Source organism: Acetobacter sp. AN02 (assembly GCF_029759835.1).
In the GTDB taxonomy this organism is placed as follows: Bacteria; Pseudomonadota; Alphaproteobacteria; order Acetobacterales; family Acetobacteraceae; genus Acetobacter.
Window position 1 is genome coordinate 1 of the sequence record NZ_JAJJND010000055.1, and the last position, 17,353, is coordinate 17,353.

General features: G+C 54.1%; 9 protein-coding genes. 2 read left to right on the forward strand and 7 right to left on the reverse strand.

The features are described from left to right. Positions 1-79: 79 nt before the first annotated feature. On the forward strand, positions 80-562 hold the full coding sequence (locus LOC54_RS07865; protein ID WP_279313274.1) for a hypothetical protein: 483 nt from the start codon (positions 80-82) through the stop codon (positions 560-562). A gap of 240 nt (positions 563-802) precedes the next feature. Here LOC54_RS07865 and brxL read toward each other — a convergent pair whose 3' ends face one another. The 7 genes from brxL to LOC54_RS07900 are packed head-to-tail and all read right to left on the reverse strand — an operon-like array spanning position 803 to position 14,502. Further along, positions 803-2,851: a BREX system Lon protease-like protein BrxL gene (gene brxL, locus LOC54_RS07870; protein ID WP_279313275.1), complete on the reverse strand. Its 2,049-nt coding sequence runs from the start codon at positions 2,849-2,851 to the stop codon at positions 803-805. Between the two features lie 7 nt (positions 2,852-2,858). Continuing rightward, positions 2,859-5,366: a BREX-1 system phosphatase PglZ type A gene (pglZ, locus tag LOC54_RS07875; RefSeq protein ID WP_279313276.1), complete on the reverse strand. Its 2,508-nt coding sequence runs from the start codon at positions 5,364-5,366 to the stop codon at positions 2,859-2,861. Next, complete coding sequence (gene pglX, locus LOC54_RS07880; RefSeq protein ID WP_279313277.1) at positions 5,359-8,865, reverse strand: BREX-1 system adenine-specific DNA-methyltransferase PglX; 3,507 nt, start codon at positions 8,863-8,865, stop codon at positions 5,359-5,361. Before pglX ends, pglZ begins: the two co-directional genes overlap by 8 nt. Continuing rightward, the gene (gene brxC, locus LOC54_RS07885) at positions 8,865-12,398 is read right to left on the reverse strand and encodes a BREX system P-loop protein BrxC (protein WP_279313278.1); all 3,534 of its coding nucleotides are present in this window, start codon (positions 12,396-12,398) and stop codon (positions 8,865-8,867) included. Before brxC ends, pglX begins: the two co-directional genes overlap by 1 nt. A 3-nt stretch (positions 12,399-12,401) precedes the next feature. Then, entirely contained in the window at positions 12,402-13,004 is a 603-nt protein-coding gene (locus LOC54_RS07890) for a DUF1788 domain-containing protein (RefSeq protein WP_279313279.1), read from the reverse strand. Continuing rightward, a complete protein-coding gene (locus tag LOC54_RS07895; RefSeq protein ID WP_279313280.1) occupies positions 13,001-13,621 on the reverse strand; it encodes a DUF1819 family protein in 621 nt (206 codons plus the stop codon). Before LOC54_RS07895 ends, LOC54_RS07890 begins: the two co-directional genes overlap by 4 nt. Beyond that, entirely contained in the window at positions 13,618-14,502 is an 885-nt protein-coding gene (locus LOC54_RS07900) for a WYL domain-containing protein (RefSeq protein WP_279313281.1), read from the reverse strand. Before LOC54_RS07900 ends, LOC54_RS07895 begins: the two co-directional genes overlap by 4 nt. A 130-nt stretch (positions 14,503-14,632) precedes the next feature. Between LOC54_RS07900 and LOC54_RS07905 the strand changes: the two genes are divergently transcribed. Next, entirely contained in the window at positions 14,633-17,230 is a 2,598-nt protein-coding gene (locus LOC54_RS07905; RefSeq protein WP_279313282.1) for a PD-(D/E)XK nuclease family protein, read from the forward strand. The last annotated feature ends 123 nt before the right edge of the window (positions 17,231-17,353 follow it).

Genomic DNA, 17,353 nt, shown 5'->3' on the forward strand with positions numbered 1-17,353 from the left:
GTCATCCCATCAACCCCAAGCCATAAAAAACGGGAACTCTCCTTTTGAGTGGATACAAAAAAGGGGGCACGTCACCATTATGGCCGACAAGACAAGCAGGCGTCACTACGATGCGATCCTTGAGTGCGTCTCAAACCCTCTGATGAGGGTCGCGCGTCCGCATGTGTCTTTCGCGTCGAAAAACAAAACCTATCCGGACGGTATTCAGTCCAACCTTGTGTTTACTGGCGATGGAACGGCCCGGCCAGCGTGGCGCTATCCGGACCTTGCCCGGCATGTCGATTATCTTGGGCACGTTATCAGGCTTACGATGAACGAGCACATGCAGGAGGAGGCTGACTATCTCCGGCGTCATTATAGGGCACGCGGGCTGATCAAGGCCGTGCTGGACATGCCGGACAAGGATGCCGACCGCATCATTCGAAGCCTGCAATCCAACAACTTCATCGTCAGCAACGGCCTGCGGAAGGAATTCTCAGGACCTGAAGTCGCCCGCGAGGTCACAGATGACGAATGGAAAGGCTTTGCTGAGGGCGTGAGGTCGGCCTTCCAGAATGACTGAAGCCAGGCAGGGCGATGGAATGAAAATAGACCGGTTTCTTTGATGGCACAGGAACTGCTTGCCTGGTAATCCCCACATTTTTAGTGGGATTACCAGCTTCGGCCTTATGACCATCAAAATAGCCAATCCGACAGACGGCTATATCAAATCGGTCATATTTACTTTCATTTCGGAATTCGAATAAAAATTATCATTAAAACAAATGTCTATGAGTATAATTGTTCGACTTAGCTCTGACACTCACATATTTTCCAAATAAGTTACGTAGAATCCTCGAATCATCCGATGCTCTTGCATGCGCTCACCAAGTGAAAAACCATTCATCTTGCGTGGCGTCGGCTGGAAGATATCTAATCCACGGTCCAAAACCATTTTCCATCCGGTATCCGTGGTGATATCGCGAGCATGGAGCGCACCAGTCCCGTCGAAAACCCACGTAAAATCGATCCCGGTTCCTGTACAAGCCTCAGCAATCCCATCCAGGCATTCACGCTGATCCTGTATATTTCCATCATCAGGCGTAGTTACAAGATGCAGCGCGATCTGATCTTCAGGCTGCTTACGTCTGATCAACATTTCGATCAGTTCCATCACATTGCGTGCCTGATGAAACTTCCTGATGTAAGGATCAGTGATAACGATTCTTTTTGCTCCGTCAGTCCAAGGACCAAAAATTTTATCAAAACTTACGCCCTTACGATTTTCCGCAAAAACAACATGCCCTGGTTTCGGATCGGAAACTGTCGGTGCCGAAATGGACGGTGTTTCAATGGCTGTGGTCTCGGATTGTTTTCCGCCATTATCAATATCGCTGACAGGTCGGCGATGGTAGAACTGGGGAAATTCTTCTTCTTCCAGCGTTGTTACAGCACGCTTTGATCCATCCGAAGCAATGTAATGGAAATCCGCACTTTCGAAAGTACTGTCTATTCGCAAAAGCTGGTCTTTCACCCTCTTACGGCATTCAATCGCAAACCGCAAAAGCTCTTCCACTTCGGCTTCGGTCTCGCCTCCATTGGGGAAAATTAGCTTCAACAGACCTGACATGGTTTTACTGATCGCGGCGCGATCCCGAATATGGGTCTGAACGGGAATGGTGAAGTAACGATCCGACCGATGTGAAAAGTCTTCAGCGCGCAGGTGACGCAGAATTTCAGCCAGATAGTCGACGATGAACCCATAACCGGATGTGAACATCTCGCCTCGGATAATATCGATTTCCCATCCAGGAAGATAGGCGTGCAGCCGGTCGATAAAAGCGCTGTCATGGAATTGCGGTGGCAGAGCTTCGAATAGATCAGAATTTTTGAGCATCCACGGAACATTATGGTCGGTATTCCCGACGAACGCGAAACTCGCTTCAGCCCCCATGGGATTCACTCCCCGCGAGAACTGCCTGTTCGCCATGTAATTCTTCATGATGTCGACAAGCGCCTTGTTGGCGGTCTTCTCACGTCCAGCAAATTCATCGAAGGCTACGACATCCCAGTAACCAACTAAACCAATTCTTCCATTGGAATTGTTCACGAAAAGCTTGGGAGCCGTAATTTCCCCGCCCGAGATCAATTGGCCATGAGGTGAAAACTCAGAATAGATGTGCGACTTGCCCGTTCCCTTGGGGCCGAGCTCGATAAGATTATAGTTGCGCTCAACGAAGGGTACAAGACGTAACAATTGCAAAAGCTTTGATCGGCGTCCGAATAGGGATGGATCAAAACCGATGCTCTGCATCAGAAGGTCAATCCATTCTTCGGTAGTGAACTTATCGCGTGTCTCGCGATACCCGTCATAATCGACGCGGGCGATCTGGATCGGTTTCAGTGTATCGATGATCCAGGGAGAGATGCGACTGTCTTCCGAAAATTCATACTGCACATCGGCAATGCACCAGACACCCGTCACCAGCAATTTTGGATGCGCTTTGACCGTACCGCTATCGATTGCAACCCGTTTGATTCCAAGGTTTTCGAACACTGCCTCATAAGCATCGGTCTTTTCATTAAGCGAAACGCTGACCTGATCGATAACCTTGTAGCGTCCGCGTTCTTTGATTATCGACTGGATCAACCCGGATTCGGAACGATGGACATAATGTTTGCGCAGAATCTCCTTGACCGTCTCGATACCCGTCGCGACCGAAGCTTCGTCATCGGTGGCGCAATACTGGCCGAGCAGATATTCGAGCACGTAAGTGGGGACAATGGCATTGCCCTTCACAGCCTTCACCAGATCCTTACGAACCACGAAACCGGCAAAATGCTCGTTGATCTTGTCATCAAGGGTCGACATCGGCACCTCAGAAATCGAAATCTGTGCTGATCCCGCGTTTTAGCAGCAGCGGCTGCGAAGCGTGATCTTCGAAATGGCTGGTCTTGCCGATGCGCGTACGCAGCTTCAGAAAGACTGTCTGATTATTATAGACGTCTGCCGCCTTGGACAGCAGGAAGCCCCGAGATAGCTCTCGCTCACGCGGGTTCTCGGACGTGAAATCAAATTCCAGAGCTGCTTCATTAGAGATGAGTGTCCCATCGTCAGAAAAAATTGCTGCATGCACCTGCCGAGGCTGCTGCTTGTCGGTAACTGGCTCTGCCTGGTAAAAGGTGACCTGGATCTGGCCCGTGGTAATCTGGGCACGGGCTGGCGGAATGATCTGCACCGATACCTGCCCGACATCCTCCTTGCGCTGCTTGCTGACACGCAGGACTGGAAGGACGATCTCCTGCAGACTGGCTCCACCGTGGACAAAACGGCTACCCGATCCTTTAACACGCAGACGGTTAATCGAGTTCGGGATCAGGATATCCTGATCCCCATCTAGCCCAAGCTGAGCTGTTGTGAACTTCTTCATCCCACCACAGTTACTGAGGCCTCGGCCGATCACGAAGCGACGGTTACGTGAAACGATTTCGCCTTCCGGTTCACTCAATGCAAAACCGCTCTCTTCCAACGCCTTATGTTGCCACAGGAACCCATGATCGGCAGTGATGAGAATGTTTGAGAAATTGGCCGATGTCAGCTTGCGCACCAGCTTTACCAGATCCTCAATGGCGGTCTCGGTTGCCGAAGGCACATTTTCTTCGGTAGCCAGCTTGTCGCCAATCGCATCGATCTGATTGTGATACAGGTAAAGGACATCATGGTCCCGGAAAAGATCTTTGCCCTCTATTGTGCCAAGGCTCATGAAATCTTTTGCGGCCAGAACCTTAACTCGATCCCCGGGTCGTCCAGCAGCCAACGCCTTTTCACGAGCGGTTGCCCCTACAGTGCTTTCGCCGTCCAGCATTACGAGGTCACTGTCATCGCGGATTGCTAACTGCTCGTGTGGCAAGAGTGCTGCCATGCCAAGCTGAGTGTAGCTTGGCAGCACACCCACCATAGGCGTTAGCTCGGCATCAAACCGGTTGAGCTTGCGGATTTCGCGCAATGCTTCTTCGGCCACTTCGTAGCGCAGCGCGTCCGAAATGATGACGACGACTTTCTGATCCTTGCGACGAAATGCTGCGACCTGTTCCCGGTAGAAATCCATTTGACGTGGAAAGCCCGGAACCGTCCAATCCGTCAGACGCGAAACCTGATCCTGCCATGCATCATTCAGCTTCAGCACAAAATTTGTCGTATAGCGATTTTCGACTGCCTCATAGAGCGCGGACAACAATCCCGACTGCCCGCTTTTTTGCATGTGATAGATGAACTTGCGATACACTTGGTCTAGGCGGAACCAGCTTGCAGAATACCGTTTCACGCCATCTGACACACTGGTCATGATCAGGTCGGCCCCAGCCAGCACCTGCTGAAACTCGGTCGCATACCCTATGGCCTGATAGACATCCGCGTAGCGGCTATACCAATGGCTCTGGCGACGGTCACGCACCCATTTTAATACATCTGTGGCCGCCAGGCTCTGCTGGGTCAGCCCGTCAACCATCGCGACGACGATCCGTCGGTCCACCTCTTCAAAATGGCCGTGCGGGATCAGCTTACGGAAATCGCGGGATGCCAGATCATCCCTGATCTTCAATACATTCTGATATTTACCTGAAAGTTTCTCGAACGCTTCACCCCATCGACGTGAAGCACTCCATCGGCGAAACATCAGCGTCGCATCAGCATTAAGCTTGCCAGCCTCTCCCACGGCGCACGCCCAGGCGCTGGAAAAGAGCGTAATGGCGAAATCCTGAAAATCCGGCTCGGGGGCTGTATAACCATAGCGCGCGGAAACCTCCTTCCAGAAGAATTTCCCCAGCCCGGCCCGACTGATAAGCCGCAGCGCGTCCTCACGATCTTCCGCCAACTCGGCTAACAAAGCTTCGATCACCGTATCCAGATCACCATCCGCACCGGCGCAGACCGCCAGCATCTTGCGGCGGACATCATTGGTGCTTTGCGACGGGCGCTCGCGCTCCATCACCCGCAATGCCTCCAGCCGCTTTCCGGAACGATAGAATTCGGCATGATCCCGCACAGCGGCTTCATATTTGGCGGGGATGCCGAGATCCGCCACCCAGATCGCCGCCTGATCGGCGCGAAAGACGGCACTGGCCAGCTGTACATCCAGCAGCCAGTTCTCAGACATCGGCGGTTCAGGCCCGTCCTTATACAGTAAGAACCGGCCCTTCGCCTCCTGACGCAACATGCGGTATTTCAGGCCGAATTCGTTGTTAGCGATCTCGACCTTGGTCACGCCGGGCAGATCAACTGCGTCGAACGCCGTGCGCAGATCCCGGGCGGCGTCATACCAGAAGACGATACGATGCCCCTGATCCTCATAAAGCCGCATCAGGCCAGCATTGATGCGGTCAGTCATCCGCAGCCTCCAGCCCCTGGATCGGCTTCAGCGCTCCATCGAACAGTGGATAATTGTGCTTAACCCCATCATCCAGATCGATGGTGATCTTCTGTTGCGCCATAGGATAGACGACATCACGCTCCCACTCAGTCAGTTCGGTAATCTGTTTGATGACCGTGCCAATATCCTTCTGCGCCTTGGTGCGTGCGCTCTGCGTAGCACTTGGATCATCGGCCAGTTTTTCCAGTCGCGCACGTTCGACTGCAAGCTTATGGATGAACTCACGAAGATACTGGTTTAGTACAACTGAGACCGTGTCGGGTCGGTAGCGGTGCATATAGATCAGCGCGTTGAAACTACCTTTGGGGCTGGAGAGCATCCAATAGATCGGACGCTTTTTATACCGGCGTACATGATAGTCGTAAAAATCCTTCGTGAACCACTTGCGTAGATCCTTACCAAGAGCAGTTTCGATGAAGGCGAGGTTTTCGCGGAAATGCTCTTTGCCAAAAGTGATACGTAGGAACTCGTGGGCACGAGTGACGATGTCATCAGCAAACCAGTCCGCATCCAGCACCGGAATGACATTGTCCGCATCGGGAAAGAAGGTAGGTTCGGGCACGCGGTTCAGATACTCCTCGATCCCTTCGCCCTGATTGGCAAGGATCAGGCCTGGTTCGTCCAGACTATAGCGCCCCAACATGCAGCCTACAGCATAGTGGAGGAATTCGGCCATCGTATCCTCCCGCAGCCGCGTTTCGCGCTCCTGTTTCGTGCCTTTCACGCCGTAACGATAGGCTGGGTTGCAGGTGAGAGTAATCTCCTCGATCGGCACTTCGGGTGTGAGTTCGTCCTGCAACTCATAGGCGTCGATGAAGATGCGATTGTTCTGTTTTTCCAGCCGCTGCATCTCGTCCGTCATGTCCTGCCAATGGGCGCGTAGGCGGTTGTAGCTGGCCGACAGTGTCTCGGCTCGGCGATCGGGCGCGAGCAGTGGGAGCTCGGTGAAATCCCAGGAGGTCTCGTAGGCGTCCCAGTCAGCTTCTGCCAATTGAACAGCTTTAGCTACAGTGTCCTTAACGGCAACTGACGCGGTCGGGATCGCCGAAAGTGTGCCAGGAAGAATGTTCCGAGTTGGGTTCAAGAAGGACTGCGCGACCTCAGAAAACGTCGAGTTCAACACACCAAGCATGATTTCAATATCAGTACCTGACTTGGGTTGCCCCATTCCCGCTGCTGCGTCGAACAGATAGCCGTTAGGATAATAACGAAAACTACTTCCTGCGCTTGTTACCTGTGTCCAGCACACTGATGGTTTAAAAATACTTCCAAGATTGAAATTGTGCGCCCATATACGATCTCCACTTGGATGCTTTACGGTCTGAAGCAAATGGCCATCGTTTTCCCAATTGACCAGATGTTCTCGGTTGCCAGCCCATCGGCGGAACGGTCCGCCTTTGGCATACGGAAACCATTTTCTCCCACTCGTCTTGGAAGCTTCACGGCTATCAGACAAAAATTCGCAACTCTCTATGGAAACCTCTTGCCAAAGTCGGACATAAAGGTCGTTTTTCCCAGTCGCCATACCAATCCGGAATTCTGCAAGTTCACCAAGCGATGGAAATTTCTCAAACGCCCGATGGAAGTGAGTGCTCATCCAATATGCAATCGGTTTCCCTGGGAGAACTTCGAACGCCTCGGTCTTTGTATCAAAATAATTCTCCTCAGTTCTTCTTTCCTTAAAGAGGCGGTGCTTGTCGACCGTTGCTTCAACATCCGAAAGGTTCATGAACCGGCCTGCTAGATTTCTCACTCCCTTTTCCAAAACAAAGGCGACCCCGCGGTTGTATGTATGTCCATCCGGGAAACAGTTCCAACCCACGTGAACGAGACTCGAAATGCTGCCTGCATCAAATATGTCTGCCCTGAATGCTTGATAAGAGGCTAAGAACATCCAGCTGTCCAAGGTCACTGAGGCACTAAACCCTCCAGCTAATGTCAGAATATCGGTTCGCTGCACAAACCCTGCCATTAGATCGGATTTCCCGTTCGGGAATACTTTGCCAAGAAAGTTCTTTAGCTTAGGGTTTAAATTACTCGCACCCGCATACGGAGGATTGGCTACCACCACACAATATCTCGGCGAAAGTGCCTCCGCCATGCGCAGCACGACCACCACACGCTCCTGCACCTCCTTCAGCAGCAGGTCAGAACCGAAATTGCGTGCTTTCACCATCTGCAGCGTCTCGTCCGCCTCACGCAGTTTCGGCACGATCAGCGAGCCGAAGTTCTTTGTGTGCTCGAACTGCCCCAACGTCTCGCGCAGTTCATCGGTGAGCAGGTCCTCGCCTACCACAGCGGCGACATCCTGCATCTCGGCTGAGGTGAAACGTACGTCCTGCAACACGATGATGTCGGGCTTTGACTCCATCCGCAGGAACCGCCGCCGCCCCAGCTTCGCCGCTGCCTTCATCGACAGTGCAAAGGCCGCCAAAGCGCCCGCGCGGTCGTCAATTTCTATACCAGTCAGATTGTGCTTCAGGATCAGGCTGGGAATATCGGTCGCGTCATGGCCTTCCTCGGCATAGATTTCATAGAGCAGATCAAAGGCATAAGTCAGCATATGGCCAGAGCCGCAGGCCGGATCGCAGATGCGGATATCCTCGGGCCGACTGATCTTCAGGAAATCCGTCTCAGACTCTTCCGGCGCGATGTAATAGTCCATCTTCGCTGCAAGTTTCGATTGTGGGCGGTTCAGCAGCCATAGCCGCCCCAGTGAGTTTTCCACCAGATAGCGGACGATCCAGTGCGGCGTGAACAACTGCGTCGCCGCCGGAATATTCTCAGCTGTGATCTTCTGGTTCTTCTTCAGGCCGGCAAAGACCTGATCCTTCTTCTCGCTGATATAGAACTGGTATAGCCAACCAATGATCTCGACATCCTGGCAGGCCTCCTCTGTCATCACCTCGCGCAGGCGTGCAAGGATGCTGGTTGGCGACAGTAGATCATCGGGCATTAGAAGCTCGGTATAATCTTCGGCCCGGTCGAGCATATCAGCGCGTTCGAACATATAGGGCATTATACCATGCCATTCGTTGCAGGCATGGATCAGCAATAGGCGATAGGCTTCCGCCTGCCTATCATGCGCGGGCCGCGTGCCATTGAGATATTCGGCGATCTCGGGCCGGACGCGATCCGGCAGGTTGCCCGCCATTGCCTCAGCTAGAATCTCGGGCCGGGTGGCTCCCTCGGCAGGAGACACAACGCGCGGGTTGGTCAAAGCCGTTACATCCATGAAGCGCAACGCAGTAAAGCGGTTGAACCAGGTGTAGGCAGCCTGTTCGATCACCTGCTGTCGGTTTTTTCTTGCCGCAGCTTCCAGTTGTGTGATCGCTTTGGGGTGTTCGCGACGAGCCGCTGCACCCTCAGCCAACACCATATCCAGTTGGGCAGAGACCTGATCGATCAGCAGATTGCGCGCACCTTGCGCAAATTTCTTCAGGGCGTTGGTATCCATCAGACGATCACCTTCTTGCCCGCGCCGATCTCGGCCAGCAGGGTCTTCTTCATTTCATCAACGTAGCGGGTCACGTCATTCTCATTTTCGAGATAGGTTTTTGCGAAAGGAACGGTGATCGACTTGGCTTTGATGTATTGAGGTTTCACGGGAGCTGGCGGCACATCAGGCTCAGGCGGCGCTTCGATCACACCACCGACTGGTTCGGGCTGGGGTACAGGAGCCGGTGCAGGTGTCAGCTCAGCAATCCGAGTTAGCGTGTCCGCCAGAAGGTTGGAATGCACTTCTGTCAGCAAATGACGCAAGGCCAGAATCTGGCTTTGTGTCGCAAGGCCAGCTTTCTGCGCGGCAAACCCATCACGGATACGCGCCTGCTGCTCCGACGGCAGTGCAGCAAACTCCGAAGTCTGATCGATTTTATCGGCGACCTCGTCAATCGCCGTTGTGACAGCATTGCGCTCAGCAAGAACCGTCTGTTCGATACGTTCTTTCAGTGCGTAAAAATCCGCCTTCAGTTCCTGAATTACCGTGCCTTTGAAACACTGCGGATCAGCAAGAGCCTTACGTAGCTTATTGGCAGCAGACTCTTCGATAAAAGCAATGTTCTGGTCTTGCGCAGTCAGGAAAGCGCGCACTTCATCATAGATGCCCTTTTGCGGCCCGGACACGAAACTGCGGATTTTATCGAGGATATCTTCCTTCGCATCAAGAAGCTGGTCTTCCTGCTCAATCGGGCCAGTGATGAACCAGGCTGCCGACTGATTCCGCATCTTGTCCAGCATCGCCCGTAGCGGATCAAGGGCGGTCATGAAGGGATAATCCGTTGCCTGTCGGCCAAGAATCTCCAGATCACTGGTCAGCTTGGGCAATTGTGCCTGCCATTCAGCACCCAGACTGCGCGCGTCATTACCGGACGCGGGCAAATCGAACAATTCCTGAAACAGGTCGCGAGATTTACGGATCTGAGCGGCGGAAAACTCGAGCTGCGGGGAAAGCAGGATATTACCGAGTACATGGCTGTTGCGCAGTTTCTGGATCAGCGCTTCCCCTTCAAGAAGGTCGCTCTCCATCCGTGCCTCAAGTTTACCACGTGCGACAAGGCTTGCGGTCAGGCACAGCACTGCGATGGCGGGCCAGCCATAAGGTTTTGAGCCAAACTTCTCGACCAGAGCCTTGACCGAGACCCGCGTTCCAAGATGTTTCTGGGCCTGTATATGGCTCAGTACGTCCTGCTCGGCTTCGGTCAGTCCGCTACCTTCACCACCGAATAGTCCTCCATCGATACGGCCCGCGCGGCCAAGATCGGCCTCGGTATAAGTGACGCCACGCAGAACGGGTAGGCTGGTATAAACCTTGTCCACCAGAACCTGAAAACCTTTGACCAGCCGCTCCTGCGGATCTTCTCCTCCAATTTCCGGTTCGCTTCCACGCACGAACAACCGCGCATCTGCGATCAGGCTGCCCAGACGCTGGACCAGTTCTTTTTCACGTCGCGTATTCTGATCACGTTTTTCTGAAATGATACGATCACGACCGGGCTGTGCATCTCCACTGGTAACCTGACGAGCGAATTTCATGGTCTGAAGCCAGAGGATAAAATCACGTGTAAAACGCAGATCTCGCCCCAGAAGGACCACCATTTCGTCACTAGCCATGCTTCTCGAACGAACTATATCCGGCGCGTCGGAATCATCGCTGAAGGGTGAGATGATGTTCACCGACAGCTCGTGTTCCCGGTTCAGGCTATGCCCGTCGAGCTTGCGGGTGAAAGGATAATCTACGCCCGTGCCAGCATGCTTGATCTTGCCGTGGCGCAAGATCGTACCAAAGGCCAGTTCATCAAGCTGTCGCTCGATCTCGGCAGGATCCACGACAATCGCCTTGATCTCGGCCTCGACGTCTTTTTCCTCATTGGTGAGAAATTCATAGACCTCACCATTACGCTGGATCAGCGTCTGGCGCTCCAGAAGCGCCAAAGCCTCTTCAATTTTACGGCGCTGCTCTGTCTGGTCCGTATCGAACTGGGACAATAGAAGGATTGAAATGTTACGGGCGGTCGCCTTGAACTCCTTGACGTATTTTACAAGGAATAGAACCTTAAGAACCCGCACGGCGAAATCGTCACCAAGATTCCTTTCAGCCAGCTGAATTGACTGCTGAACTGACGATTTAAGGGCAGTGCGAATTCCTTCGAACATCAGGTCAAAGGTCGCGAGCCCCCCAACTGGCGTATTCGCCAGTTTTTTGGCCACTTCCTGAAACACCCCCAGCATAGAGCGCTCACCCACCGAGCTGTGCTTGCCTTCAAAGGCATTGTGCTGCGAGAGGCCCATGATCGCACGCTGGAACAAATCATACTGGTAGTTCGGGAACGGGTAACTGGCAATGAACTGCTCTTTTCCTGAGAAATTCTTGAACTTGAAAGAGTTATCGCCGAAATCGAACAAAGTGCGCAGGTTGTTCTCTTCAGCAGCATAAAGATTGCCAAGCGTAATCTGGCCGCTCTCGGTCTTGGCCAGAAGACGGCGCTGGATCACTTCAGCCACATCTTGAGAGTTCAGTGGCACCCGGTTGGCAAAGCGCGCTTGAATTTTCGAGAAGTCATTTTCCTGCTGCACCGTCAGGTCACCGATAACCGAACCCATGTCCTGTTGCGCGGTAACAACAATCCAAGCCTGCCCTTTGCACTTGGTGTTCAGGCTTTCGGCAATGGTCTGCAGGTTCGTCATGAGCTTGACGTTGTCGGCGATATACTGCCCGACCTCGTCAACGAAAAAATTCAGGCGGAACCTTGGTCCCTGTGCATCGATCCACGCTTTCACCATGTTGGCAAAATCTTCAATCGATACCCTCGTATCCTTGCGATACTGGCCAAGAATATCCGTGACATTATCGCCCGTGACCTCTGCGAAGGCTGCAGCAATATGCTTGCCTTCCATCAGAGCCTGTTCGCGACCACGCTCCCACGACTTACCGGAAGATTGTGCAAAAGCTGCTTTGAAAGCCTCAAGCTTTCCCCGGCTGTCCAGGTCACGCTCAAATTGTGCGATATGCGGGAGCTTGCCGTAATAGCCGCACATCTCGTCAAAGACCTTCTGAAAGACTGACAGAAGCGCATCGACATCCGTTTTCGAGATCACGTCTGCTTTCTGGTCGATATTGAATAGTAGCGATCGGGAGGGGATCGAAACCGCCTTGCGCAACGCGCCTGCCAGCATCGGATTGTCGGCAAGCTTGCGCTCAAAAATTTCGACGGCGCGCTGTCCCTCGACTTCGTCGTTCTCCAGAACAAGAGCGAGCATCTTCAGCAGGTGAGATTTCCCTGAACCAAAGAAGCCGGAAATCCACACGCCATTCGCGGTATCGTAATTGTTGTAGGCGTCGAGAAATTGCTCAAGTCGGGCACCAATCTCGTTGGTGATCACATATTCATCGAGTTCGGTCAGGAGGCTGACCTTGTCATCAGCCTTGATCACACCATCGATCGAACGGTCGACCGGCTTGGTAAAGATATCACGTAGAAAATTAGCCATCAGTCAGACCTCGTAATTCATGATATTGAATGCACGGTAATATTTGTCGTCATGCAGCAATCCGAACAATTCCAGCGAAGCCCCCGTCGCCAACGCATGGGTATATTTTCCGGGAAAGAACATGACCGTTGGACGGTCCTTCGCGGTACTCTGCAGATTGTTGAGCACGTTGTGCGAACGCAGATAGGGATAAACCTCGCCTACACCTGATAGGAAGATCACGTCGTGTGGGACATTTTCGATGTATCGCGCGATCTTGGGAATAAGATGGGCCTGCGGGTCCAGAACGCCCTGCAACAGCTCCTTAAGTTCCGCTTTCTCGGTCTCTGCTTCCATGTCAAGAATCTGCTCAAAGATTCCTCGTTCCTCAAGAATTTTGAGTGAGAGGTCATAGAAATCGATATCAAGCACCCGTACACCGGCATGATCCAGCCGGGCAATCAGATCCTTACGGTCTTCGTGCAGACTTAGCCCGTCCTTGGCATCGAAAGCGCATATAAAGAAGGGAATCTCATTTCCAAGACCTTGTTTTTGTAAAAACCGATCACTGGAAATTACCTTGAATAAGTGCTCAGCGCGGATACGCCGATCAGTTTTTATGCTCACAGTGATACACCATTACCAGGGAAAACCAGTAAATCGGCTGGATTATTTTCTTCAATCAGTTGCTTCATGCGTCGTGACAACCAGATAGGTTGAATTTTGCCGTCGATACTCCGTAAGCCAGCTTCACGCAGCATTCGAAACAGAACCTGACGCAATTTTGCACAAGTTGATGAGGAGAGTTTAGCGAGGTCCTGATCGCCTTCAGCCTTAACTATGAAAAACCGGTCAAAAGCATCATGGCCCAGCTCGAGCCGCCAGGACTGGTAGCGCTCGTTGATCACCTCGACAGCGAATTCGTGGACAAAGCGGTAGGTCCGGCAAACTGCCAGCCAAGTCATTGCTTGCTGCTCAGCACGATCAGCTTCATCAGACAAATAAAAGCGTTCGGCATCAGAGAGATGGCCTATCCGGTCGTACACTTCCCGCAGGGCGCGAGTTTGCGAGGCTAATTTGGGCAAGGAAGATGTTCCCTCGATCAGTAAACGCTTGCGAGCAGAGGCCCATGTCTCACCGGCCTGATAAGTCTTGGCAATCACAAGACTCTCATTGAGCATCAGTCCGCCAACACTGAAAGACATCCGATAATTATGGCGCTGATGGTGATTGCCGGAATTCACAGCACGAACTCCGCCTTTTTCAGAGCAGCGAGCGTGTCTTTCCGGTTGATGACAACGATGTGCTGGCTGTGAGCAGGCAGCAGGGCCGCATCGCCCAAAAGACCAAGGCGCTTAAGCACATAGAACAGCATCGCATAGCGGACGGTCAGAATGGCCGAGCCGTCCACCATCCCATAATCTTTTGCGACTACAGCCTTCTGACTGTCGGTAAGGTCAGGATGCGGACCAATCTTGACGGCAAAGCGCTCCTGCCAAAGAGTATCCTGACCGGCAGATGCGCCCGCCTCATCAATGTTCCCCACGTCAAGGATGCGAGGCAGGAGGAAATCTTTGAATTTGTTAGTAAGGTGGCAATAGCCGCGGACGTGCCAACGAAAGCCGTCATAACCAAAGGCATGCGGTGTAATACGACGCCACATCGGATCTGGTCGATCTTTACTCATCGACTGGTAAAGGACATTGACTGATCGCCTGTCCCGGACCGCACTCAATATGGTGCGCAACACATTAGCGGCAATGTCGCGACGGGGTGTCAGTGCGATATCGGTATCGGGCGCCTGGGTGATCCAGGATTCTCCCAATTCAGTCAGTCCCTCGGCGACGGAGCGCAGGCGCGACAGATAACCGTAGGGATCGGGCTTCAGGAAAATGGGAATGTAATCAGGGCTTGCCACATAGCGACGGGCACTCTTGTCGTAGAGCGCATTATGCGGCGCTCGTTCCTGGTAAAGTGTCAGATCCTTCGACGCCTGCGGCACCGATACATCGAACATTTCGATAATATCCGAACGGTTGACACCGCCTTCCCAAAACAGCCGGAATTCAATGAATTCCAGCCGCCGTTCGACGCCCCACTTCAACGCTGGCCCCTCGCTGGTCATATGGTTCCGTTCCTTCGTATCACGAGGGTATAAAAAATATATGGACACATATATAATGCCCATATATTTTTTATATTCATGATGGAGTCGCGTCAAGCGGAAGCGGTAAGGCAATAGGAGGAAGTTAGCGGTGAGCACTAATCCTAATCGGCGTACGATCCTCGCACATGGCCGGTTGGCAGTACGCGAAATGCGCCTCAATGCCGCCCGGCAGCGGCTTCACGGTTTGCAGATCCTCTCGTTCGAGCAACTCGCCGTAAGGTTGGCTGGAGGCTTCGCGCGGGCGATTGACGACGAGAGTTTACGCACCGCGATCCAGGTCTCTTTGCCTGAGACGCCTTTGGGCGAGTTGGATGGCATCAAGCTGCTACCGGGAATGGTCGATGCCGCAACCGATACGCTCCGCAAGGTCTGGCGTTCGGGCATCGATTTGGCTGCGCGCGCCCATGAAAATCCGCGCCTTGAATCGATTGCTCGTCTCGAAGCCGCTGTTCAGGAGCAGCTGGCCTCCGGGATGATGCGCCCCACCGATCTGGTGTCGGCTGCGCTCAAGCGCGTCGTCTACGCTCCGGCGGTTCTCGGTTCCGTTGAAATCGTCGGCATCACCGAACTATCGCCGAGTTGGCGTCCGCTTTTGGTGGCGCTTGCGGCGCATGTGCCTGTCGTATGGGTTGCTGGACCGCGCCCTGTTCCGGAATGGCTTGCCGCGATTGATATCAAAGTGTGCTGCTCTCCAGCATTGGCACCTGAGCAGCACATGGTCAGCGCAGCTACCAGTTATCACGAAGCGATCGAGGCGATCCGCTGGGCACGTGCGCTCATCGTGACAGACGGCGTCAATCCGGCCGACATCGCCATTGCGGCTGCCTCACCCGGCGAATACGACGATCACTTTCTTGCTTTGCGTGCAGATGCCAATCTTGACCTTCATTTTGTCCATGGCATCAAAGTCACCACTACCCGCGAGGGCCAAGCCGCAGCGGCGCTTGCCGATATTCTGATCCACGGGCTCTCGCAGATCCGCATGCGCAGGCTCGCCGCGCTTTGCGGATCGAAGAACAGCCCGTTCGAGTCATTGCCGCAAGGGTGGTTGCGCGTTCTGCCCGCCGATGCACCACTGGCCTCTCTTAGCGCCTGGGAGCGGCTGCTCTCTCGCTTGGCTCCTGCGGACTGGCCTGATGAGCAGGATCATACGCCGGCGTTGCGCGGAATCGTCGACCTGCTCTCCAAGGGACATGCAGCAGCCGACGAGGTCGGCGCTGCATTCCTGACGGGCAGGGCGCTTTCAATCTGGCGCAAAGCATTACTCGCTGGCCCCCCGGTGTCGCTCGATACCACGCTCGAAAATCTGAAGCAGGATGACGGCCTTGATGCCTGCGTGTCGCCGGCATGGATGCCTGCAAGCGAGCTTGCAGCATCGCCGCGTCGTTATGTGCGCCTTATCGGGCTTAACTCATCACGCTGGCCGAGGGGGATTTCCGAAGATCGTCTCCTCTCCGACCACATTATTGCCCCTGCCGAGCTCGATCCGCTTCCGATCAACGCTGCGGACCGGCGCGATTTCGAGACCATTCTGACAACAACCGAAATCGAGGTCACGATGTCGCGTGCGAGGCGCGACAGTGACGGGCGGCTGCTCGGCCGGAGCGCGTTACTCGGACCCGTCACTGAAGAAAACTACATCGACCGCAACGCCGTCCCCGCACATGCCTTCAGCGAGACCGATCGTTTGATGGCACGACCGGATGAGTTCGCGAACGATAGTCAGGCCATCAGTGCACTTACCACCTGGCGCGACTGGCACCGCAAGGAAATTACCCCGCATGATGGACTGGTTCGCGCGAGTCACCCGCTGCTGCTCGATATCCTCGCACGGGTCCAGTCGGCCAGCTCGTTGAGGTTGCTCCTGCGTAGCCCGCTGAGCTTCGTATGGCGCTATGGTATGCGCCTGCAGATGCCTGAGAGTGGTAGAGAGCCGCTGGTGCTCGACCCACTGGCGATGGGCGATCTCGTCCACATGACCCTCGACCTCGCGCTTCAGAATCTGGAAGCAAATGGAGGCCTCGCCAATGCAGTCGACGCTCAGATCTCCGATGCTATCGAAGTCGCCGCAAGAAGTGTCGCGGGCATCTGGGAAAATGAGCGGGCAGTTCCGCCGCCGGTTATCTGGCGACGTACGCTCGATGATGTCCGTACACTTGCAGAACGCGCGCTAACCTATCGTGGAGAGCATCTGGACGATGCCCGTTCCTACGGCGAGGTGGCCTTTGGTGGCGCCATACCCAAGACTAGCGCCGACAGCCCTTGGAATGCAGCGACCCCGGTTGCGATCCCCGAAACTGGCTTTGCGATCAAAGGCTATATCGACCGGCTCGACCTTTCGGGGGATGGTAAGCGCGCGCTCGTCCGCGACTATAAGACTGGTCGACCACCTAAGAATGACATCAGTATCAATGGTGGCTGTGAGTTGCAGCGCTGCCTCTACGCGTTCGCGGTGAAAGCCCTCCTGGGGGCGGACGTGTCGATCCGCGCCTCGCTACTTTATCCGCGTACCGAGACAGATCTTCAGCTCACCGACCCCGAAGCGACTCTTGCCGAACTTACCGGCTATCTCCGAGCCGCTAGCACCAGCTTGAGCGCTGGCCATGCGTTGATCGGGCCGGACACCGGCGGGCCATATGACGATCTCGCCTTTGCATTGCCCGCAAACGCCGGCGCTACCTACTGAATTGCCCCGGGTTTTGTGGAGACGTTTTTTATCTGATTTAAGCGGCTGCGGATGGCCCGGATGGCCTTGTGGATCGTCATGGCGGGGGACAGAAAGCCCGCCTGACACCGGAGATGCTGTCTG

Coding starts and splice junctions, on each gene's coding strand:
- LOC54_RS07865 (WP_279313274.1), top strand. CDS start 80: ATGGCCGACAAGACAAGCAGGCGTCACTACGATGCGATCCTTGAGTGC.
- pglX (WP_279313277.1), bottom strand. CDS start 8,865: ATGGATACCAACGCCCTGAAGAAATTTGCGCAAGGTGCGCGCAATCTG.
- brxL (WP_279313275.1), bottom strand. CDS start 2,851: ATGTCGACCCTTGATGACAAGATCAACGAGCATTTTGCCGGTTTCGTG.
- pglZ (WP_279313276.1), bottom strand. CDS start 5,366: ATGACTGACCGCATCAATGCTGGCCTGATGCGGCTTTATGAGGATCAG.
- LOC54_RS07900 (WP_279313281.1), bottom strand. CDS start 14,502: ATGACCAGCGAGGGGCCAGCGTTGAAGTGGGGCGTCGAACGGCGGCTG.
- brxC (WP_279313278.1), bottom strand. CDS start 12,398: ATGGCTAATTTTCTACGTGATATCTTTACCAAGCCGGTCGACCGTTCG.